The sequence below is a fragment of the Gemmobacter aquatilis genome (genome assembly GCF_900110025.1).
Taxonomy (GTDB): domain Bacteria; phylum Pseudomonadota; class Alphaproteobacteria; order Rhodobacterales; family Rhodobacteraceae; genus Gemmobacter; species Gemmobacter aquatilis.
The window spans coordinates 216718-237890 of sequence record NZ_FOCE01000003.1; the positions used below are offsets into that span (position 1 = coordinate 216718).

Genomic DNA, 21173 nt, shown 5'->3' on the forward strand with positions numbered 1-21173 from the left:
CGGGGGCGCCCCAAGGCGGGGCTAATGCAGCGCGCGCTGGGGTCTTCAGCCTTGACGGCGGAAGGTCAGGTAATGGGGATCGCGGCCTTCGCGCAGGGCCTTTTGTTCATAGCGGGTAGAGAGCCAGTCTTCCCATGCCGCCCCTGCGCCGGTCTGCGCGATCAGATCGAACCCCGCCGGGGGCACCTCTTCCAGCGTCTGGCGGACGTAATCGGGAATGTCGGTCGCCACGCGAAATTCGGCGCCGGGTTGCAGCACGCGGGCCAGCGCCGACAGGTAGCCGGGGGTCACGAAGCGGCGGCGGTGATGGCGCGCCTTGGGCCAGGGGTCGGGATAGTTGAGGAAGGCCTTGGCGATGCTGGCATCGGGCAGCACATCGAACAGGTCGCGCACATCGCCGGGATGGATCCGCAGGTTATCGGCCCCGGCGGCGCGGATCTTGCCCAGCAGCATGGCCACGCCATTGACGAAAGGCTCGCAGCCGATCAACCCGACCTCGGGGTAGCGCGCGGCCATGTGGACCAGATGCTCGCCGCCGCCAAAGCCGATTTCCAGCCAGACCGGGCGGCCGCCGAACAGCGCCGCCGGGTCCAGCCGCGCGCGGCCCGGGTTGTCCTGCACCGTCACGCCTTGCAGGGTGACGCGGCCCAGATCCTCGGCCAGATATTGCTTCTGGCTGGCGCGCAGCGTCTTGCCATGCACGCGGCCATAGAAATTGCGGCGCTCCCCTTCGGGTTTCGGCTGTTCCGCGTCACTCATTCCGGCCTCCATGCTCGCGCCGCGCCCTACAGGCCACCCGGCCCAAGGTCAAGCGCCGCGGCGTGTGGCGAAGAAATCGCGCAGCAGCGCCGCCGCCTCGGCCTCGGCCAACCCGTCATAGACCTCGGGCACATGATGGCATTGCGGATGGGTGAAGACCCGCGCGCCGACCGCGACACCGCCCGATTTCGGGTCTGCCGCCCCGTAATACAGCCGCGCGATGCGCGCTGCCGAAATCACGGCGGCACACATCGGGCAAGGCTCCAGCGTCACATACAGGTCGTGCCCCACCAGCCGCTCCTGCCCCAGCGCGGCGCAGGCGGCGCGGATCGCCAGCATCTCGGCATGGGCCGACGGATCACACAGCTCGCGCGTGCGGTTGCCCGCCTGCGCCACCACGGCCCCCGATGGCGCCACCACGACCGCCCCCACCGGCACCTCGCCGCGCGCCGCCGCGGCCCGTGCCTCGGCCAAAGCCAGATCCATATAGCTGCGGAATTGGCTCACGCATTGCCCTTTCACCCTGGTTCAAATACTCTCGGGGGTCCGGGGGCAGACAGCCCCCGGCGCCTGCCACCCCCACACCGCCCCCAACGCCGCTCTGTGGCCCCCTCATACATGCCGGACAACCCATGACAGAACAAGCCAAGCCGAAAGCCGCCACCCCGGAGGGAGAGCGCATCGCCAAGGTGCTGTCGCGCGCCGGCGTTGCCTCGCGCCGCGAGGCGGAGCGGATGATCGAACTGGGCGAGGTTTCGGTGAATGGCAAGGTGATCTCCTCGCCCGCGCTGAATGTGACCCCGCAGGACCGGATCACCATCAACGGCAAGCCGCTGGCCGAAAAGGAACCGGCACGGCTGTGGCTGTATTACAAGCCCGAGGGGCTGGTGACATCGGCCAGCGACGAGAAGGGCCGCGATACGGTGTTCGACCATCTGCCCGAGGATCTGCCGCGGGTGATGAGCATCGGGCGGCTGGACCTCAATTCCGAAGGGTTGCTGCTGCTGACCAATGACGGCGGGCTGAAGCGGCAGCTGGAACTGCCTTCGACCGGCTGGTTGCGCAAATACCGCGTGCGCATCCATGGCAACCCGACCGATGTCGATCTGGAGCCGCTGCGCAAGGGGATCGAGGTGGACGGCGAACGCTTCCAGCCGATGATCGTGATCCTGGACCGGGTGCAGGGCTCGAACGCCTGGCTGACCGTGGGCCTGCGCGAAGGGCGCAACCGCGAGATCCGCCGGGCGATCGCGGCGATCGGGCTGGTGGTGAACCGGCTGATCCGGGTGTCCTATGGCCCGTTCCGGCTGGGCGATCTGGCCGAGGGTGAGGTGCAGGAGGTGAAGGGCCGGGTGCTGCGCGATCAACTGGGCTTCGACCCGGATGGGGACGAGGCGCCCGAGCCGCGCAAGGCCGGTGCCAAGCCGGGCCGCACCCGCGGGCCGCGCGGCGGGGGTGGCGCCGGGGCCGAGGCCCCGCGTGGGGCGGCAGCCGGGCCGCGCCGGGTGGCGAAACCTGTGGCAGACGAGGGCGCGGCGCGTCCAGCCCGGGCGGGCATCGGCGCCGTGCGGCGTGGCGCGAAACCTGCGGGCGAGGCGGAGGGGGCTGGGCCCGCTCGTGCGCGGCCCGCAAAGGCGGGGGCGGCCCGGGCCGGCGCCGCGCTGGCCGGATCGGCAAAGACCTATCTCGACGCCGTGCCGCGCAAGGGCGCGGGCGCCCCTGCGGCGAAAGGCCCCCGGCCTGCCTCGGGCGGGCCGCGCGGCAAGGGGCCTGCGCCTTCGGGCCGCCCGCGCAAGGGCTGACGCCGGATCGTTGCGCCCCCTCACCCTGCCCTCTCCCCCGAGGGGAGAGGGTATGTGGCGCGGGATGACCGATGTTTGCGCGCCGATCCCGCGCGGGGCAAGCCCTCTCCCCCCGGGGGAGAGGGTTGGGTGAGGGGGGCCGGGCTTTGCCGGTGGGGGGAAATTTGCGCGATATTTCCGCCTCATCCACCTCTGGCAAGATGCGCCCCCACTGCCTATAGTTGAAGGGCGCGACCTGCGCCCGTTCGGCCCGGAGGCTTCATGACCGGCTCTCGCCTTCAGACGCTCAGTTTCGTGCTGTTGCTGGCACTGATCCTTTATGTTGCCCTGCAAGGGGGCGCGTGATGGCGCAGCGCTTTGGTGGCAAATACTCTCCCGACGGCTCGGTGCAGCAGGATCATGGCCCCGCACCTGCGCCGGGTGGCCCGCCCAACCTGTTCGATGGCAAGCGCCCGGCCAAGGCGGGGGCGCGGTCGAACCTGCTGTTTCTGGTGCCACTGGTGTTTGGCGTGCAGGCTTTCCGGCAGGAACCTGCGGGCATGACCTTGGGGCTGGCTGCGCTGGGGCTGATGCTGGGCGCCGCCTGGCTGACGCGCGAAGGGATCCGCGCGCAAGAGGCCTATGATCTGCGCCGGGTGGCGAAACGCCCGGCCTTTCCGCGCAAGATCGCCGGGTCGCTGCTGATGGGGATCGGGCTGTTCGCAGGTGGGCTGATGAGCACCGGCAACCCGCTGACCTCGGCCCTGTTCGGGCTGCTGGGGCTGGGGCTGCATCTGGCCAGTTTCGGCCCCGACCCGCTGACCGACAAGGGCGCCGAAGGCATCGACACCTTCCAGACCGAGCGCGTCGCCCGCGCGGTGGACGAGGGCGAGGCCTATCTGGCCGCGATGAAGGATGCGATCCTGCGCGCCCGTGACCGCGCGCTTGACGCGCGGGTGGAACGTTTCGCGGTGGCGGCGCGGCAATTGTTCCGATCGGTCGAGGCCGATCCGCGCGATCTGACGGCGGCCCGCAAGTATCTGGGCGTCTATCTGATGGGCGCCCGTGATGCGACTGTCAAATTTGCCGACTATTACGCCCAAAGCCGCGACGCCAAGGCGCGGGCCGAGTATGAAAGCCTGCTGTCGGACCTTGAAACCACCTTTGCCGGGCGCACCCAGGCGCTGCTGGTGCAGGATTCCGGCGATCTGGATGTTGAAATTCAGGTGCTGCGCGAGCGGCTGCACTATGAAACGCCCAAAGCCTAGGCAGAGGCACCCGCGACCTGCCAAGCCGATTGAGAATGCCCCTGCCCCGGCCTATAGAGGAAACCTGCTGCACCTGCACAGCTTTTCCGGGTTCGGGGCGCATCTTGTGACACGTCCAGAGTGAGGCCAGACCATGACTGACACCGTTCGCAGCCAAGCCGTAGCCGCCCTTGCGGAAGCCGAAAAGATCACCGCAACCATCCTGCCCGAAGCCAATGCGGCGCAGGTCACGCTGGCCGCCGCCCCCGCGCCACAGGCCGAGGCGATCCGCAAGCGCATGGCCGAGCTGGACATGGGCAATACCCAGTCGATCATCTCGTTCGGGTCTGCGGCGCAGCAGGAATTGCAGGTGATCAGCCAGCAGATGCTGGAAGATGTAAAGAACAAGGATGTCGGCCCGGCAGGTGACGGGCTGCGCAACATGGTGGCGACGATCCGGGGCTTTTCGGTGTCGGAACTGGATGTGCGGCGCGAGCGGAGCTGGTGGGAAAAGCTGCTGGGCCGTGCCGCGCCCTTCGCCAAATTCGTGTCGAAATACGAAGAGGTGCAGGGCCAGATCGACCGCATCACCGAAACCCTGCTGCAGCATGAACACAAGCTGTTGAAGGATATCAAAAGCCTCGACATGCTGTATTCCAAGACGCTGGATTTCTATGACCAGCTGGCGCTGTATATCGCAGCGGGCGAGGCAAAGCTGGCGGAACTGGATGCCATCGACATTCCGGCGCGCGAGGCCGCCGTTGCCGCCGCCCCGGAAAACGATCAGGTGATCCGCGCGCAGGAGTTGCGCGACCTGCGCGCCGCACGCGACGATCTGGAACGCCGGGTGCATGACCTGAAACTGACGCGGCAGGTGACCATGCAGTCGCTGCCCTCGATCCGGCTGGTGCAGGAAAACGACAAGTCGCTGGTGACCAAGATCAACTCGACGCTGGTGAACACCGTGCCGCTGTGGGAAACCCAGCTGGCGCAGGCCGTCACCATCCAGCGGTCGCGCGAGGCGGCGCAATCCATCAAGGCCGCCAATGACCTGACGAATGAATTGCTGACCGCGAACGCGAAGAACCTGCAGGAAACCAACCGCGTCGTGCGCACGGAAATGGAGCGCGGCGTGTTCGACATCGAAGCAGTGAAACAGGCCAATGCGACGCTGATCGCCACGATCAACGAAAGCCTTGCCATCGCCGATGCCGGCAAGGCGAAGCGCGCCGCCGCCGAGGCGGATCTGACCAAGATGGAGGCCGAGCTGCGCGATACGCTGGCCTCGGCCAAAGCCCGCCGCGACGGCGTGGGCACCACAACCGGCACCGCCGTCTGACGGAGGACAGCGTGACACCTGACAAGCGCCAGACCCCGGCCCGCATCGCTGCCACAGCGGCGCTTGTCACTGCCCTGCTGGGCGGCTGTGCTGCGCCGCAGCTTGCGGTCTCGCCGCGCCCGGTGCCGCGCCCGGCGGCGGCGCAACCCGCCCCGGCGCCGGTGCAGCCCTCGGCCGAAAGTCAGGCGCTGGCCGCCTATTATGCGCGGGTGCAGGCCGATCTGCTGGATCAGGGCCTGCTGCGTTCGGACGGGGGCGGGACAGATACGCCGTTCACCGACACGATGCTGACGGAAAACTTCATCCGCGTGGCGCTGTTCGACGAATACCGTCGCACCGGCGGTGGTCTGGTGGCGCAGGAAACCCAAAGCCGCCTGCGCCGCTGGGAGGCGCCTGTGCGCGTGTCGCTGAACTTCGGTGCCTCGGTTTCCGCCGACCGGCGCGCCACGGATCGCGCGCGCATCAGCTCCTACCTTACGCGGCTCAGCCAGATCACCGGCCACCCGATCATGCTGGATGACCGCAACCCCAACTTCTTCGTGCAGGTGGTGAACGAGGATGAACGCCGCGCGCTTGGCCCGGTGATCCGCGCCACCCTGCCCGAACTGAGTTCGGCCGAAGTGGCCGGTCTGACCGACCTGCCGCGATCGACCTATTGCATCGTCTATGCGCTGTCGGAAGGCAGCGCCTCGACCTATGCCCGGGCCTTTGCGGTGATCCGCGCCGAACATCCCGACCTGCTGCGCCTGTCCTGCATGCACGAAGAAATTGCCCAGGGGCTTGGCCTTGCCAATGACAGCCCGCTGGCCCGCCCCTCGATCTTCAACGATGATGAAGAATTCGCGCTGCTGACGCGGCAGGACGAAATGATGCTGCGTATTCTTTACGACCCGGCGCTGCACCCCGGCATGACCGCCACCGAAGCCCGCCCCGTGGTGCGCCAGATCGCCGCACGGATGCTGGGCGGTGCAAGCTGATCCCTTTCATCCTGGCAAAAATACTCCCCGCGGAGCGTCCGCACGCCCCATCCCGCACCACGCCGGAGGGGGGAAAAAACGCCAAGCTGACGCAGCCCCGCGCGAAGGGGCTTCAAACCCCGCGCGGCTCGGCTATGGTATCGGCAAACGGGGCAACCCCCGCCCGCGCCCAGAGGGGCGCCGGTTTCGCAAGGTGAAAGGTCCACGCCATGGTGTTCGATTTCCTGAAGGGCGAATTCATTGATGTCATCTCCTGGCTGGATGACACGCGCGACACGATGGTCTGGCGGTTTGAACGGCGCGGGCAGGCGATCAAATATGGCGCCAAGCTGACGGTGCGCGAAGGTCAGGCGGCGGTGTTCGTGCATGAGGGGCAATTGGCCGATGTGTTCGGCCCCGGGCTTTACATGCTTGAAACCAACAACATGCCGATCCTGACCACGCTGCAGCACTGGGATCACGGCTTCAACTCGCCCTTCAAGTCCGAGATCTATTTCGTATCGACCACCCGCTTCAACGATCTGAAATGGGGCACCAAGAACCCGATCATCTGCCGTGACCCCGAATTCGGCCCGGTGCGGCTGCGCGCCTTCGGGTCGTATTCGATGCGCGTCTCTGATCCCGGCGTGTTCCTGAAGGAAATCGTCGGCACGGATGGCGAGTTCACCGCCGACGAGATCAGTTTCCAGATCCGCAATGTGATCGTGCAGGAAATGAGCCGGGTGCTGGCCTCGTCCGGCATTCCGGTGCTGGACATGGCGGCGAATACCGCCGATCTGGCCAAGCTGATCGCCACCGCCATCGCGCCGAAGATCACCGAATACGGGCTGAGCCTGCCGGAATTCTACATTGAAAACATCAGCCTGCCGGAAGAGGTGGAAAAGGTGCTCGACAAGCGCACCTCGGTCGGCATCGCGGGCGATCTGCACAAATACATGCAATTCAACACGGCCGAGGCGATGAGCGCACCGGGCGGCGCCATGGGCGGGGCGATGGGCGCCGGCATGGGCGCAGCCATGGGGCTTGGCATGGCGCAGCAGATGCAACCCGGCCCCTGGGGCGCCGCGCCTGCCGCAGCAGCCCCTGCCGCGCCCCCGCCCCCACCGCCTGCGGCACCGTCCTGGCATCTGGCGGAAAACGGCGCCACCAAGGGGCCTTTCTCTGAATCCGATCTGCAAGCCATGGCCGCCAGCGGTGCGCTGAGCCGCGCCAGTCTGGTGTGGACTGCCGGGCAGGACGGCTGGAAGCCTGCCGGCGACACCGCGCTGGCGCGGCTGTTCGCCATGGTCCCGCCGCCCCCGCCGCCGCCCGGAGCCTGATCTTGACCGAGACCCAACGGCATTTCCCCTGCGAGGCGTGCGGGGCCGACCTGCGCTTCACGCCGGGGGAGACATCGCTGCGCTGCGATCATTGCGGCCATGTGCAGCAGATCCCCGCCGCCCCGGCGGGCAAGACCCTGACCATGGGCGAACTGGATCTGCACAAGGCGCTGCGCCATGCCCTGCCCCCCGGCGCGATGGAGGAGGTGCGCACCACGCCCTGCCCCTCTTGCGGGGCGCTGGTGGAGTTTCAGGGCGCGGAACATGCGAAGGAATGCCCGTTCTGCGCCACCCCGGTGGTGATCGGCACCGGCACCAATCGGCAGATCAAGCCACAGGCGCTGATCCCTTTCGCGCTGGATGAACGCACGGCGCGGGCGGCGATGACCGACTGGCTGGGCGGGCTGTGGTTCGCGCCGAACGGCTTGGTGGAATATGCCCGCAAGGGCCGGGCGATGAGCGGGATCTATGTCCCCTACTGGACCTTCGACGCCGCCACCCGCAGCCAGTATACCGGCCAGCGCGGCGAGCATTATTATGAAACCCGCACGGTGATCGTGGATGGCAAGCGCCAGCAGCAGCAAGAGCTGAAGGTGCGCTGGTATCCGGCGCGCGGCTGGGTGAAGCGGCTGTTCGACGATGTGCTGGTGCTGGCCAGCCAGTCCTTGCCGCGCCGCTATACCGATGCACTGGCGCCGTGGGATCTGGGCCAGCTTACCCCTTACCGCGCCGATTTCCTCGCCGGGTTCACCGCCGAGGGCTATACGATCGGGCTGGAGGAAGGCTGGGCGCGGGCGCAGGAGGTGATGGCGCAGGTGATCGATCAGGACGTGCGCCGCGACATTGGCGGCGATGAACAGCGCGTCACCAGCATCGACACCGAATATTCGGCAGAAACCTTCAAGCACGTTCTGCTGCCGGTCTGGATGGCGGCCTATAAATACAACGCGAAGACCTATCGCTTCGTGGTGAATGGCCAGACCGGCAAGGTGCAGGGCGAACGGCCCTACAGTGCCTGGAAGATCGCCTTTGCGGTGCTGCTTGCGGCGCTGGTGGCGGGGGGGCTGGCCTATCTGAAGCAAAGCGGCAAGCTGGGCTAACGGCCAGAGGGGGCTCCGCCCCCGCCCTGCGGGCACCCCCGGGGTATTTTTACAAAGAAGAAGACAGGGCCGTTGCGGCTTCTTCTTTGTCAAAATACCCTCGGGGGGAGGGGCCGCAGGCCCCGTGGGGGGCAGACAGCCCCCCTGCCACAGCCGCCGCATTGACTCCGCCCCGCCCCTGCGCGAAGAGGCGGTCATCCCCAAGCCGGAGACCCAGATGCGCGTCCTGACCGAAGCCCGAATCCCGGAACTGCCGAGCCCCTATTTCGGCAAGGTGCGCGATTGCTATGATCTGCCCGCCACGGCGGAATTTCCCGAGGGGCGGCGCATCCTGATTTCCTCGGACCGGATCAGCGCCTTTGACCGCATTCTTGCGGCGATCCCGTTCAAGGGGCAGGTGCTGACACAGGTGGCGCGGTTCTGGTTCGACCGCACGGCGGATATCTGCCCCAACCATGTGATCGCCTATCCCGACCCGAATGTGGTGATCGGCCAGCATCTGACCATCCTGCCGGTGGAGATCGTGGTGCGCGGTTATCTGGCGGGGACCACCGGCACCTCGATCCTGACGCTGTACAAGAAGGGGCAGCGGCAGATGTATGGGCATACGCTGCCCGACGGGCTGCGCGACAACGCGGCGCTGCCGCAGGCGATCATCACCCCCACGTCCAAGGCGTTCGACGGGGGCCATGACGAGCCGCTGACGGCGGCGGAGATCGTGGCGCAGGGCTTGCTGACGCAGGCGCAGTGGGACGAGGTTTCCGCCAAGGCGCTGGCGCTGTTCGCGCGCGGGCAGACCATGGCGGCAGAGCGCGGGCTGATTCTGGTGGATACGAAATACGAGTTCGGCGTGGATGCCGCGGGCAATATCCTGCTGGCCGACGAGATCCACACGCCGGATTCCTCGCGCTACTGGCTGGCGGATGGCTATGACGCGGCGCTGCGCGATGGCACGCGGCCGCCCTCGTTCGACAAGGATGTGATCCGGTCCTGGGTGGCGGCGCGCTGCGATCCCTATGTGGATGACATTCCCGAAATCCCGGCCGAGATGATCGAGGCCACGTCGCAGGTGTATATTCAGGCCTATGAGGCGATCACTGGCACGCGCTTTGTGCCCGATCTGTCAGGCGCCACGGTGCTGGAGCGGGTGCGCGGCAATCTGGCGCCTTATTTCACCGCCTGAGCCTGCGGCGGGGCAAGACGGGGGGCTGTCTGCCCCCCGGCGCCCTTTGGGCGCGCCCCCCGAGAGTATTTGGGCCAGGATGAAGGGGGATCGCAAATGTTTGCGCTAACATTGCAGTTTCGGGTATAAGCCGGAAAACATCGGGGAGGAGTGCCATGATTCTGAGCTGTGGCGAGGCGCTGATCGACATGCTGCCGCGGGAAAGCACGCTGGGCGAAGCGGCTTTTGCGCCCTATGCGGGCGGGGCGGTGTTCAACACCGCCATCGCGCTGGGGCGGCTGGGCGCGGCATCGGGGTTCTTCTCGGGGCTTTCGACCGACATGCTGGGGCAGATTCTGGTGGAGACGCTGGAAGCCTCGAAGGTCGATACAGGGTTCGCGGCGCGGTCTGACCGGCCGACGACGGTGGCCTTCGTGAAGCTGGTCAACGGGCAGGCGACCTACGCCTTTTATGACGAGGGCACGGCGGGGCGGATGCTGGCCGAGGCCGATCTGCCCGCGCTGCCGCCCGAGGTGAATGCGCTGTTCTTTGGTGGCATCTCGCTGGTCAATGATCCGGCGGCCAGCACCTATGAGGCGTTGCAGGCGCGCGAGGCCCCGGCCCGCGTGACGATGATCGACCCCAATATTCGCCCCGGCTTCATCGCCGGGAAAGAGGAGGTGTATCGGGCGCGGATCGACCGGATGATCAGACGGGCCGATATCGTGAAACTGTCGGACGAGGATCTGCACTGGTTGATGGGCGAAGGCGACGTGTCGGCGCTGGCGCGCGAGGTGCTGGCGCTGGGGCCGAAGGTGGTGTTCATCACCGAGGGTGCGGCGGGCGCGCGGGCGGTGACTGCGACGCAAAACCGCTTTGTCGCCGCCACGCCGGTGACGGTTGCCGATACGGTCGGCGCGGGCGATACGTTCAACGCCGGCGTGCTGGCGGCGCTGGATGAGGCGGGGGCGCTGACCAAGGCCGCGCTGGCGGCTTTGCCCGATGCGGTGCTGGATGCGGCGCTGAGCCTTGGCACGCGCGCGGCGGCGATCACGGTCAGCCGCGCCGGGGCCAACCCGCCATGGAGAGACGAGCTTTGAGGGCCGTGGTGCAGCGGGTTTCCCGCGCGAAGGTGACGGTTGAGGGCGCGGTGACGGGCGAGATTGGCGCGGGGCTGATGATTCTGGTCTGCGCCATGCAGGGCGATGGCGAGGCTCAGGCAGAGCAACTGGCTGCCAAGATCGCCAAGCTGCGGATTTTCAGGGACGAGGCGGGCAAGATGAACCGCTCGGTCAAGGATATCGGCGGCGCCTGTCTGATCGTCAGCCAGTTCACACTGGCCGCCGATCTGCGCGGCAACCGGCCCGGCTTTTCCACCGCCGCCGCCCCGGACGCGGGCAAGCGGCTGTATGAATATTTCACCGCGCGGCTGCAGGCCGAAGGGTTGCCCACCGCCAATGGCATCTTTGGAGCCGATATGGCGGTGGAGTTGGTAAATGACGGGCCGGTGACCATCTGGATGGACACCGCCGCGTGACGTGCGCGTGGGGCGGCACCCGCCGCACCACCCGTCAGTTGAACGGGTTGTCGTCCGTATCGTCGCCCAGCGCATCGACGCAGGCGATCAGCGCCTGAATAGAGGCGGACGATCCGGCCAGCGAATAGCTTTGCACATGGCTGCCGGAATCGTTCTTCAGGTGCAGGGTATTGCCATTCACCACCTCCATCAGGAAGCGGCTGGAAGAATCCCCCTCGGGCAGGTTGAACAGCACCGAGTTCTTGAACAGTTCGGCATCGGTCAGCGACCAGGGCGAGCGGCGGTCGATCTGCACACCCAGATCGGCGCTGCCGCCATCGCTGAAATCCCACGAGCTGGAATAGAATTGCAGCCGCACCGGGTTCCACGGATCGGCCCAGACCGAGAAGTTGTCATCCCCGTCGGACACCTGCGCCACACAGGAAAAACTGCCATCGTCGAAACCGACGATTTCGACCATCCAGTTCTTGTGCGTGAACAGCCGCTCCGACTGGGGATCTGCCCCCGCCGTGCCCGCAGCCATCAGCCCCGCCCCCAGCAATGCACCTGCAAGAATGCGCCCTGCCATCAAAATTCTCCTAACGACTCAGAACATCAGTTTTTCGTGAGCCGGAGAATGACGCAAGATCAAAGCGTCAGGACTGCCATTCCCAGGCGGTGGTGAAGCTTCCCAGCACGGATTGAACGGCAGCCTCCTCCGCTTTCGGGGCGAGGCGGGCGACCAGACCGCGTTTCTTGTCCTCCACCACCTCGACCACGCGGGCGCGGCAGCCGGAATCGGCCAAAGCGGCGTTCAGCACCCGGGCAATGGCGCGGCGGCGCAGATCGGGCTTGAACACCTTGCCGACGGCGGTTTTCGGCAATTCGGGCAGGATCTCGATATGTTTGGGCACGGCCGCGCGTTCGTGGATATGGGCGCGGGCGTAATCCATCAGGTCCGCTTCGGTGACGGTGGCACCCTTGACCAGTTCGACATAGGCGCAGGGCAGCTCGCCCGCATGGGCATCGGGCTGGCCGATGGCGCCGACGAAACTGACCGCCTCGTGGCCCATCAGCGCCTCTTCGATCACCGCCGGGTCGATGTTGTGGCCGCCGCGGATGATCAGATCCTTGGCGCGGCCGGTGATGAACAGATAGCCCTCGGCATCCAGCCGCCCCAGATCGCCGGTGCGCAGATAGCGGCCTTCGGCAAACAGGCTGCGGTTTTTGTCCACCTCGGTATAGGTGGAGCCTTCAAAGACGCCGGGATTGGCGACGCAGATCTCGCCGATCTCGTCCACCGCACATTCACGGAAGCCGCCATTGCCATCGGTGCGCAGGATGCGGACATGGGTATGCGGGAAGGGAATGCCGACCGAGCCGATCTTCTTCGCCCCCTCGGGCGGGTTGACGGAGACAAGGCAGGTGCATTCGGTCAGGCCATAGCCTTCGACGATCTGCACGCCGGTGGCCTTTTCAAACCGGGTGAACAGCTCGATCGGCAGCGGGGCCGAACCGGAAAACGCGCCGCGCAGGGTGGAGACATCGGCATCGACCGGGCGCTGCATCAGGGCGGCAAGGGCGGTGGGCACGGTGACCATATAGGTCACCTTCCAGCGCGCGATCAGTTTCCAGAAATTGTCGAACACGCCGTCGCCGCGATAGCCCGCCGGGGTGGGGAAGATCACATGCGCGCCCGAGGCGATCATCGACATCAGGATCGGATAGACGGCGAAGACATGGAACAGCGGCAGCGGGCAGATCACCACATCGGCTTCGCGGAACAAGAGCCGCGCGCCCAGCCAGCCGTTATAGACCATGCCAGACACCTTGTGCTGTGCCACCTTGGGCATCCCCGTGGTGCCACCGGTATGGAAATAGGCCGCCACGCGATCCGGTGCCGGATCGGCGAAGGTCAGCCGGTCGGCGGGGTGTTTGCGCAGTTCGGCATGGAAGCTTTTCACATTGGCCGTATGCACCGGCCCGCCCTTGGGGCGCAGGAAATGCGCGATCCATTTCTTTGGCGGCTTCAGATAGCGCAGAAGATCGATCTCCAGCACGGTCTTCACCTCGGGCGCGAATTTCACCGCCTCGCCGACCTTGGCCGACAGTTCGGTCTTGGGGAAGGCGCGCAGGGTGATCACCACCTTGGCGCGGGTTTCGCGCAGGATGGCGCTGATCTGTTCGGCTTCCAGCAGCGGGTTGATCGGGTTGACGATGCCCGCCACCATGCCGCCCAGCAGCGCCCAGACGGTTTCGGAACAGTTGGGCAGCACGAAGGCCACCACATCCTGCGGGCCGATGCCAAGGCTGCGCAGCAGGTTCGCCGTTTGGGTGACGCGGGCGTGCAACTCGGCCCAGCTGAGCGTTTCCGACGGGTCATCAGGGCCAGAGGTCAGTTGATAGGACACCGCAGGCCGCGCGCCATGGGCGGCGGCGGCGCGGCCCAGAAAGGCGTGCATGGTCTGCGCCACATCGCGCGCCTCCCACGGCATTTCCGCTTCGATGGCCTTGATATCGGCCAGATTGGCAAAGCTGCCCATCGTTCTTCCCTCCCCTGCCCCGGCTCCCCCCGGGTTATCGCGCCGAACCTGCGCGCTTTCGCCCCGGCGGGCAAGCGACGGCCCCGACCGAAACGCAACGTCAGAGCGCGCGGTGCGTCTGTGACGTTACGGCGCCCCGCCACTGCGGGCCGCGCAGGATGGGGTGGGCCGCGCAAGCCTCTGAAACCCTGATCTTATCGCAGCACGCTTCGGCGCGCGGCGCAAGCGGGGTCAGGCGGCGTCATCGGTGAATTGCAGCCGGGCGAGCCGGGCGTAAAGCCCGCCTTCGGCCACCAGTGCCTCATGCGTGCCCTGGGCGACGATCTGCCCATCTTCAAACACCACGATCCGGTCGGCGCGTTTCACCGTGGCCAAGCGATGCGCCACCACCAGCGTGGTGCGGCCCTGCGCCAGATGATCCACCGCCGCCTGCACCAGACGTTCGCTTTCGGCATCCAGCGCCGAGGTCGCCTCGTCCAGCAGCAGCACCGGCGCGTCGCGCAGGATGGCGCGGGCGATGGCGATGCGCTGTTTCTGGCCGCCCGACAGCATCACGCCGCGTTCGCCGAGGAAACTGTCATAGCCTTCGGGCAGGGCCGCGATGAACTCATGCGCGGCAGCGGCGCGGGCGGCGGCCTCCACCTCGGCATCGGTCGCCTCGGGGCGGCCAAAGCGGATATTGTCACGCGCCGAGGCGGCGAAGATCATCGGGTCTTGCGGCACCAGCGCCAGCGCGCGGCGGAAATCGTGGCGCGCCATCGTGCGCAGGTCGATACCGTCCAGCGTGATACGGCCCTCTTGCGGGTCGTAGAAGCGTTGCAACAGTTGCAGCACCGTGGTCTTGCCCGCGCCGGACGGGCCGACCAGCGCCACTGTTTCGCCGGGTTGCACCGTCAGGCTGACACCGTTCAGCGCCGAGACACCGGGCCGTGACGGATAGGCAAAGCGCACGCCTTCAAACGCGATGGCGCCGCGCACCGGGCGCGGCAGGGCCACCGGCGCCACCGGATCGGCGACAGGATCGGAGGTGTTGAGCAGTTCGACCAGCCGTTCGGTGGCCCCCGCCGCGCGCTGCAACTCGCCCCAGATTTCCGACAGCGCGCCGACAGAGCCGGCCACCATCACCGCATAGATGACGAATTGCACCAGCTCGCCCGCGCTCATCTCGCCCGCGCGCACGTCGCGCGCGCCGATCCACAGCACGCCCACCACGCCCGCAAAGACAAGGAAGATCACGATCACCGTCATCTGCGCCCGCGTGCCGATGCGGGTCAGCGCCGAGGTATAGGATTTCTCGGTCACGTCGGCAAAGGCGGCGCGGGTGCGGGATTCGTGGGTATAGGCCTGCACCGTCTGCACCGCCTGCAACGCCTCGGACGCCGCGCCGGAGGAGGCTGCGATCCAATCCTGATTCTCGCGGCTGAGCACGCGCAGCTTGCGGCCCAGCACGATGATCGGCACGATGACCAGCGGCACGATCAGCAGCACAAGGCCGGTCAGCTTGGCCGAGGTGAAGAACAAAAAGCCCAAGCCCCCGAACAGGATCAGCACATTGCGCAGCGCGACCGAGACGGAGGAGCCGATCACCGACAGGATCAGCGTCGTGTCGGTGGTCAGGCGCGAAATCACCTCGCCGGTCATCACCTTTTCGAAAAACGCAGGCGACAGGCCCGAGACGCGATCAAACAGCGCGCGGCGGATGTCGGCCACCACCCGTTCGCCCAGCCGGGTGACAAGGTAATAGCGCGCGCCGGTGCCCAGCGCGAGCAGGGCCGCGATGATCAGCGCCGCGCCGAAATACTGGTCGAGCAATTGCGCGGTGCCGCTGCTGAAACTGTCCACCACGCGGCGCACGGCGATCGGCAGGATCAGGCTGACCGTCGCGGTCAGCGTCAGCGCCGCCAGCGCCGCCAGCACCATCAACCGATAAGGCGCCAGAAACGGCTTCAGCCCGCGCAGCGCGCCCACACGTTTCGAGGTGGCCCGGTCGGGCAGGGGTTGGGGTCCACGGGCCATGCTGCTCTCCTGTATCGCGTGCCGGGTTTAGGCGCTGTTCCCCAGCGGGGCAAGCGCGACGAAGGGCCGCCCCCCGGCGCCGCAGGGGGTTTAACCTGCCGGAAAGCTGTGCAAGGCTGCGCGCAGGAGGACTTGCGATGCCGATCCGCACTGTCATCTTTGATGCCTATGGCACCCTGTTCGACGTGGCCGGCGCCGCGCGTCTGGCTGCGGCCGACTGGCCCGTTCTGGGCGAGGTCTGGCCCCGGCTGGCCGAAGACTGGCGCCGCAAGCAGTTGGAATACAGCTGGCTGCGCACCATCCTGCGCCAGCACGCCGATTTCGCCCACGTCACCGCCGAGGCGCTGGATTGGGCGCTGGAGGCGCAGGGGCTGGCCGGGGCGGCGCTGCGCACCCGCCTGCTGGACCTCTATCAGGTGCTGCCCCCCTATCCCGAGGTGCGCCAGACCGTGGCGCAACTGAAGGCCCAGCGCATCCCCCGCGCGATCCTGTCGAACGGCACGCCTGAGATGCTGGAGGCCGCCGTAAGCTCGGCCGGGCTGGAGGGAAGTTTCGACGCCCTGCTGTCGGTCGAGGATGTGGCCACCTACAAGCCCGCGCCCATCGTCTATGATCTGGTGCTGGAACGGTTCGCCGCCCGCCCCTCCGAGGTGCTGTTCGTGTCGTCGAACGGCTGGGATATTTCCGGCGCGGCGAGTTTCGGCTTTCGCACGCTTTGGGTGAACCGCGCGGGCCTGCCGGTGGACCGCCTGCCCCATCGTCCGGCGCATATCGCGCCCGATCTGACCACAGTCACGGAATATCTTGCATGACCGAATATTTCACCGCCTCCGACGGCGCCCGCATCGCCTTTCAGGACGAGGGCGCGGGCCTGCCGCTGCTGTGCCTTTCGGGGCTGACGCGCACCATGGCGGATTTCGACTATCTGGCGCCGCATCTGCCGCCGCTGCGGCTGATCCGCATGGATTATCGCGGGCGCGGCGCCAGCCAGTGGACCGGGGCCGACAGCTATACCCTTGCGGTCGAGGGGCGCGATGCGCTGGAATTGCTGGATCATCTGGGGGTGGCGCAGGCGGCGGTGCTGGGCACCTCGCGCGGGGGGCTGATCGCCATGCTGCTGGCGGCGGTGGCGAAGGACCGGCTGCTGGGCATCTGCCTGAACGATGTCGGCCCGGTGATCGACCGGGGCGGGCTGGACCGGATCTTTGATTATCTGGGCCGCAACCCCGCCGCGAAAACCTTTGACGCGCTGGCCGAGATGCTGCCCCGCGTCAATCCGGGCTTTGCCAATGTGCCCGCAAGCCGCTGGATGGAGGAGGCGCGCAAGCATTATGTGCAGACCGACCGGGGGCTGGGCATCACCTATGACCCGGCGCTGCGCGAGGCGTTTCTGAAAGCGTTCGAAGGCCCGCCCGCCGATGCCTGGCCGCTGTTCGACGCCTGCGCCGGGCTGCCCCTGGCGCTGATCCGCGGGGCGAACAGCGATCTGCTGTCGCCGGAAACCGTTGCCGAAATGCGCCGCCGCCGCCCCGACATGGTGTTCGCCGATGTGCCCGACCGCGCGCATATCCCTTTCCTTGACGAGCCCGAGGCGCTGGCCGCCATCAACGCCTGGCTGGAGTTGCACCCGTGACCGACATCGCCCGGATCGAGGCCGCCGCCTTTCGGCTGGCCGGTCATGCGCTGCGCACGCCGCTGCTGGGATCGGCCTTCCTGAACGACATCGCCGGGCGGCGGGTCTGGGTGAAGGCGGAATGCCTGCAACATACCGGGTCTTTCAAGTTTCGCGGCGGCTGGTCGGCGGTGTCGGCGCTGCCGCCCGAGGTGCGCGCGCGCGGGGTGATCGCCTATTCCTCGGGCAACCATGCGCAGGGGGTGGCGCTGGCGGCGCAGCGGCATGGGGTGCCCTGTGTCATCGTGATGCCCTTCGATGCGCCCCGGCTGAAGATCGCCAATACCCGCGCCTATGGCGCCGAGGTGGTGCTGTATGACCGGGCGCGCGAAAACCGCGATGCCATCGGCGCCCGCATCGCGGCAGAGCGGGGGCTGACGCTGATCAAGCCCTATGACGAGCCCGAGGTGATCGCCGGGCAAGGCACCACCGGGCTGGAAATCGCCGAACAGGCGGCGGAACTGGGCATCACCCAGGCCGATGTGCTGGTGTGCTGTGGCGGGGGCGGGCTGACCGCCGGGATCGCGCTGGCGCTGGAAAGCCGCGCGCCCGGGTTGCGCGCCCGCCCGTGCGAGCCGGAAGGCTTTGACGATACCGCCCGCAGTCTGGCCAGCGGCACGGTGCAGCGCAATGCGCAGGCCACAGGCTCGATCTGCGACGCGATCGTGACGCCGGTGCCCGGCGCGATCACCTTTCCGATCAATCAGCGGCTCTGCGGCCCCGGCCTTGTGGTCAGCGATGACGAGGCGCTGCAGGCCATCGCCCTCGCCTTCAGCCGGCTGAAGATCGTGCTGGAACCGGGCGGCGCCGTGGCGCTGGCCGCCGCGTTGTTCCGCCCCGACCAGATCGCGGGCGATGACGTGATCGCCGTCGCCTCGGGCGGCAATATCGACGCCGACCTATTCCGGACGGCGCTGGATCGGTTCGGAGCGTGACATGCCCACCGCCTTTCTTCCCGATCTGCGGCTGAATTACCGTGACGAGGGCGCGGGGGCGCCGGTGGTGTTTTCGCATGCGCTGGGGCTGGACCTTGCGATGTGGGACGCGGTGCTGCCGCTGTTGCCCCCCGGCCTGCGGCTGATCCGCTATGACCATCGCGGCCATGGCGGCAGCGACGTGCCCGCCGCGCCCTACAGCATGGGCGCGCTGATCCGTGATGCCGAACGCCTGCTGGATCATCTGGCCGTCAAGGATTGCGTGTTTGTCGGGATCTCGATGGGCGGGCTGGTGGCGCAGGGGCTGGCGGTCAAGCGGCTGGATCAGGTGCGCGGTCTGGTGCTGTCGAACACCGCCGCACGGATCGGCCATGAAAGCCAGTGGCAGGCCCGCAGTGCGGCCGTGGCGGCAGGCGGCATGGAAGCGGTGGCCGACGCGGTGATGGAGCGCTGGTTCCCCCGCCGCTTCCGGGCCGAGGGGTTGGCGGCGCCCTGGCGCGACCGCTTGCTGGCCTGCGCGCCCGAAGGCTATCGTGGCGGTTGCGCGGCGATTGCGGGAACGGATTTCTATACGCCCACTGCCAGCCTTACTTTGCCCGCGCTGGTGATCGCGGGCAGCGAAGACGGATCCACCCCCGCCGATCTGGTGCGCGAAACCGCCGATCTGATGGCGGGGGCCGAGTTCAAGCTGCTGCGCCCTTCGGGCCACCTGCCCCCCGTCGATGCCCCCGAAGCCTTCGCCGAGGCTCTGGCCGGTTTCCTGCGACGGATCGGCCATATCTGAATCGAACATTTTGGCCTGCGATGGCCAAAGCTGTGGCACATGAGCTTTGCGGCAAAAGGGTCTGATAAAATGCGGTTTCTATTCATCCCCGGCTCTTGCCATGGCCCTTGGTGCTGGCGCGATGTCTTGCCTTTTTTCAACAATGCCCATGCAATCGACCTGCCCCATGGCCCGGATGCCACTCTGGCCGCCCATGCCACCGCCATTGCCGAACACCTGCCCGAACCCACCATCCTCGTCGGCCATTCCGCCGGGGGCTTTGCCATCACCGCCGCCGCCGAGGCCGCCCCCGACCGCGTGGCGGGGCTGATCCATGTCTGCGCCTATGTGCCCCGCGACGGCGAAAGCCTGGCCCAGATGCGCCGTGCCTGGCCCGATCGCCCGCTGTCGGGCAGCTACAATGTGAACGCCGACCGCACGCTGTTCAGCTTCGATCCCGCACGCATCGACGCGCTGTTCTACCATGATTGCCCCGCCGAGGCGCGCGCGCTGGCCCATGCCCACCTGCGCCCCGAGCCGATCCGCCCGCAGGAAACCGCGCTTTCCCTGCGCCACAGCCCCCACCTGCCGCGCGCCTATATCCGCTGCACCGAGGATCGCGCGATCCCGCCCGCCTTCCAATCGGCCATGGCCAGCGGCCTGCCGCAGATCGACCTGCCCTCCTCGCATTCGCCCTTCTTCTCGATGCCCGAGCGGCTGGCGCAGGCGATCCACCGCCTTGCCAAGCCCATGACGCGCGGCTAGCGTCCGGGCTTTTCCAGTGCCGGACCTGCCGCCATGCGTGCCAACCTCGCCCTCACCTTCATTCTGCAAACCGTGCTGCTGGATGCCATCGGCATCGGGCTGATCTTCCCGGTGATGCCCGATCTGCTGACCGAGGTCACCGGGCGCAGCCTTGCCGATGCCGCCCTCTGGGGCGGGGTGCTGGCCACGGCCTTCGCGGTGATGCAGTTCCTCTGCGGCCCGCTGATCGGCAACCTGTCAGACCGTTTCGGGCGCCGCCCGGTGTTGCTGGTGTCGATGGGCGCCATGGCGCTGGATTATGTGCTGATGGCACTGGCCCATACCGTCTGGCTGCTGCTGATCGGGCGGCTGATCGCCGGGGTGGCCGCCGCCACCCACAGCACCGCCAATGCCTATGTCGCCGATATTTCCGCCCCCGATGATCGCGCCCGCCGCTTCGGCCTGATCGGCGCGGCCTTCGGCGTGGGCTTCGTGGCCGGGCCGATGCTGGGCGGCTTTCTGGCTCTGATCGACAGCCGCGCGCCGTTCTGGGCCGCCGCCGTGCTGGCGCTCGCCAACCTCGCTTTCGGCGCTTTCGTGCTGCCGGAATCGCTGCCGCGCGAGTTGCGCCGCCCCTTCGCGTTGTCCCGCGCCAACCCGCTGGGCGCCTTTGCCGCGCTGCGCCACCTGCCGGGGCTGAAGGCGCTGCTGCTGGTCAGCTTCCTCTACGCGCTCACCTTCAACGTCTGGCCCGCGATCTGGAGCTTTTATGGCAAGGCCGCCTTCGGCTGGGATGCCTGGTGGATCGGGATCTCGCTGGCGGTGTTCGGCATCTGCATGGCGGGGGCGCAGGCGGCGCTGGTGCAGCCGATGATCTCGCGCCTTGGCGAACGGCGCACCGGCATCCTCGGCATGGCGGTCGAGGTCGGCAGCTACAGCTTCTACGCCGTCGTCACCTCGGGTTTCTGGGCACTGGTCTTCACCCCGCTCACCGCTCTGGGCGGCATCACCGGCCCGGCGCTGCAATCCATGCTGTCACGCCGCACCCCCGAAACCCAGCAGGGCGAGCTGCAGGGCCTCGCCGCCTCGCTGAACGCGCTGGCCACCATTCTTGCGCCCTTGGTGATGACCACGATCTTCGGCCTGTTCACCCGCGACAGCGCGCCGATCTACTGGCCCGGCGCGCCTTTCCTGCTCTCCGCCCTCATCATGGTCGCTGCCATGGCAGTCTTTGTCGCCCAAACGCGCGAGAGCGCCCCGCCACGCGCCTAGCCTTCATCTTGGCTCAAATATCCCACGG

General features: G+C 67.4%; 20 protein-coding genes. 15 read left to right on the forward strand and 5 right to left on the reverse strand.

The window, feature by feature from the left end:
* Positions 1 to 45 precede the first annotated feature (45 nt).
* Positions 46 to 759, reverse strand: coding sequence for a tRNA (guanine(46)-N(7))-methyltransferase TrmB (gene trmB / locus BMX43_RS07915; protein WP_091300204.1), 714 nt, complete (start codon positions 757 to 759; stop codon positions 46 to 48).
* A 48-nt stretch (positions 760 to 807) separates the two neighbouring features.
* The gene (locus BMX43_RS07920; RefSeq protein ID WP_091299776.1) at positions 808 to 1245 is read right to left on the reverse strand and encodes a nucleoside deaminase; all 438 of its coding nucleotides are present in this window, start codon (positions 1243 to 1245) and stop codon (positions 808 to 810) included.
* A 146-nt stretch (positions 1246 to 1391) separates the two neighbouring features.
* Between BMX43_RS07920 and BMX43_RS07925 the strand changes: the two genes are divergently transcribed.
* The 9 genes from BMX43_RS07925 to dtd all read left to right on the forward strand — a co-directional run bounded on the left by BMX43_RS07925 (position 1392) and on the right by dtd (position 11221).
* Positions 1392 to 2561, forward strand: a complete 1170-nt coding sequence (locus BMX43_RS07925) for a pseudouridine synthase (RefSeq protein ID WP_245749413.1) — start codon at positions 1392 to 1394, stop codon at positions 2559 to 2561.
* 344 nt (positions 2562 to 2905) lie between these two features.
* Positions 2906 to 3808 (forward strand): 5-bromo-4-chloroindolyl phosphate hydrolysis family protein, encoded by a 903-nt coding sequence (locus tag BMX43_RS07930; protein WP_091299784.1) that lies wholly within the window; start codon positions 2906 to 2908, stop codon positions 3806 to 3808.
* Between the two features lie 133 nt (positions 3809 to 3941).
* Positions 3942 to 5126 carry a toxic anion resistance protein gene (locus tag BMX43_RS07935; RefSeq protein ID WP_091299788.1) on the forward strand — a complete coding sequence of 395 codons (1185 nt, stop codon included), beginning with the start codon at positions 3942 to 3944 and terminating at the stop codon, positions 5124 to 5126.
* Positions 5127 to 5137: 11 nt separating this feature from the next.
* Positions 5138 to 6103 carry a DUF2927 domain-containing protein gene (locus BMX43_RS07940; RefSeq protein WP_245749414.1) on the forward strand — a complete coding sequence of 322 codons (966 nt, stop codon included), beginning with the start codon at positions 5138 to 5140 and terminating at the stop codon, positions 6101 to 6103.
* Positions 6104 to 6312: 209 nt separating this feature from the next.
* The gene (locus BMX43_RS07945; protein ID WP_091299792.1) at positions 6313 to 7422 is read left to right on the forward strand and encodes an SPFH domain-containing protein; all 1110 of its coding nucleotides are present in this window, start codon (positions 6313 to 6315) and stop codon (positions 7420 to 7422) included.
* Between the two features lie 2 nt (positions 7423 to 7424).
* A complete protein-coding gene (locus BMX43_RS07950) occupies positions 7425 to 8522 on the forward strand; it encodes a TFIIB-type zinc ribbon-containing protein (RefSeq protein WP_091299795.1) in 1098 nt (365 codons plus the stop codon).
* A 217-nt stretch (positions 8523 to 8739) separates the two neighbouring features.
* A complete protein-coding gene (locus BMX43_RS07955) occupies positions 8740 to 9705 on the forward strand; it encodes a phosphoribosylaminoimidazolesuccinocarboxamide synthase (protein WP_091299798.1) in 966 nt (321 codons plus the stop codon).
* A 155-nt stretch (positions 9706 to 9860) separates the two neighbouring features.
* On the forward strand, positions 9861 to 10784 hold the full coding sequence (locus BMX43_RS07960; protein WP_091299802.1) for a carbohydrate kinase family protein: 924 nt from the start codon (positions 9861 to 9863) through the stop codon (positions 10782 to 10784).
* Positions 10781 to 11221 carry a D-aminoacyl-tRNA deacylase gene (gene dtd / locus BMX43_RS07965; RefSeq protein WP_091299806.1) on the forward strand — a complete coding sequence of 147 codons (441 nt, stop codon included), beginning with the start codon at positions 10781 to 10783 and terminating at the stop codon, positions 11219 to 11221. The genes BMX43_RS07960 and dtd overlap by 4 nt, the downstream gene beginning before the upstream one ends.
* A gap of 34 nt (positions 11222 to 11255) precedes the next feature.
* Here the strand turns inward: dtd and BMX43_RS07970 are convergent, their stop codons facing one another.
* The 3 genes from BMX43_RS07970 to BMX43_RS07980 all read right to left on the reverse strand — a co-directional run bounded on the left by BMX43_RS07970 (position 11256) and on the right by BMX43_RS07980 (position 15759).
* The gene (locus tag BMX43_RS07970; protein ID WP_091299809.1) at positions 11256 to 11789 is read right to left on the reverse strand and encodes a hypothetical protein; all 534 of its coding nucleotides are present in this window, start codon (positions 11787 to 11789) and stop codon (positions 11256 to 11258) included.
* Between the two features lie 67 nt (positions 11790 to 11856).
* On the reverse strand, positions 11857 to 13743 hold the full coding sequence (locus BMX43_RS07975; protein WP_091299812.1) for an acyl-CoA synthetase: 1887 nt from the start codon (positions 13741 to 13743) through the stop codon (positions 11857 to 11859).
* A 231-nt stretch (positions 13744 to 13974) separates the two neighbouring features.
* Entirely contained in the window at positions 13975 to 15759 is a 1785-nt protein-coding gene (locus BMX43_RS07980) for an ABC transporter transmembrane domain-containing protein (RefSeq protein ID WP_175482052.1), read from the reverse strand.
* A 137-nt stretch (positions 15760 to 15896) separates the two neighbouring features.
* On the opposite strand from BMX43_RS07980, the gene BMX43_RS07985 reads away from it, so the two are divergent.
* The 6 genes from BMX43_RS07985 (at position 15897) to BMX43_RS08010 (ending at position 21145) form a co-directional block, all read left to right on the forward strand.
* Positions 15897 to 16571: a haloacid dehalogenase type II gene (locus BMX43_RS07985; RefSeq protein WP_091299817.1), complete on the forward strand. Its 675-nt coding sequence runs from the start codon at positions 15897 to 15899 to the stop codon at positions 16569 to 16571.
* Positions 16568 to 17392: an alpha/beta fold hydrolase gene (locus BMX43_RS07990; protein ID WP_091299820.1), complete on the forward strand. Its 825-nt coding sequence runs from the start codon at positions 16568 to 16570 to the stop codon at positions 17390 to 17392. The genes BMX43_RS07985 and BMX43_RS07990 overlap by 4 nt, the downstream gene beginning before the upstream one ends.
* Positions 17389 to 18366, forward strand: a complete 978-nt coding sequence (locus tag BMX43_RS07995; protein ID WP_091299823.1) for a threonine ammonia-lyase — start codon at positions 17389 to 17391, stop codon at positions 18364 to 18366. Before BMX43_RS07990 ends, BMX43_RS07995 begins: the two co-directional genes overlap by 4 nt.
* 1 nt (position 18367) lies before the next feature.
* Positions 18368 to 19150 (forward strand): 3-oxoadipate enol-lactonase, encoded by a 783-nt coding sequence (pcaD, locus tag BMX43_RS08000; protein ID WP_091299827.1) that lies wholly within the window; start codon positions 18368 to 18370, stop codon positions 19148 to 19150.
* Positions 19151 to 19219: 69 nt separating this feature from the next.
* Positions 19220 to 19894 carry an alpha/beta fold hydrolase gene (locus BMX43_RS08005; RefSeq protein ID WP_091300212.1) on the forward strand — a complete coding sequence of 225 codons (675 nt, stop codon included), beginning with the start codon at positions 19220 to 19222 and terminating at the stop codon, positions 19892 to 19894.
* A gap of 33 nt (positions 19895 to 19927) precedes the next feature.
* Positions 19928 to 21145, forward strand: a complete 1218-nt coding sequence (locus tag BMX43_RS08010) for a TCR/Tet family MFS transporter (RefSeq protein WP_091299831.1) — start codon at positions 19928 to 19930, stop codon at positions 21143 to 21145.
* The last annotated feature ends 28 nt before the right edge of the window (positions 21146 to 21173 follow it).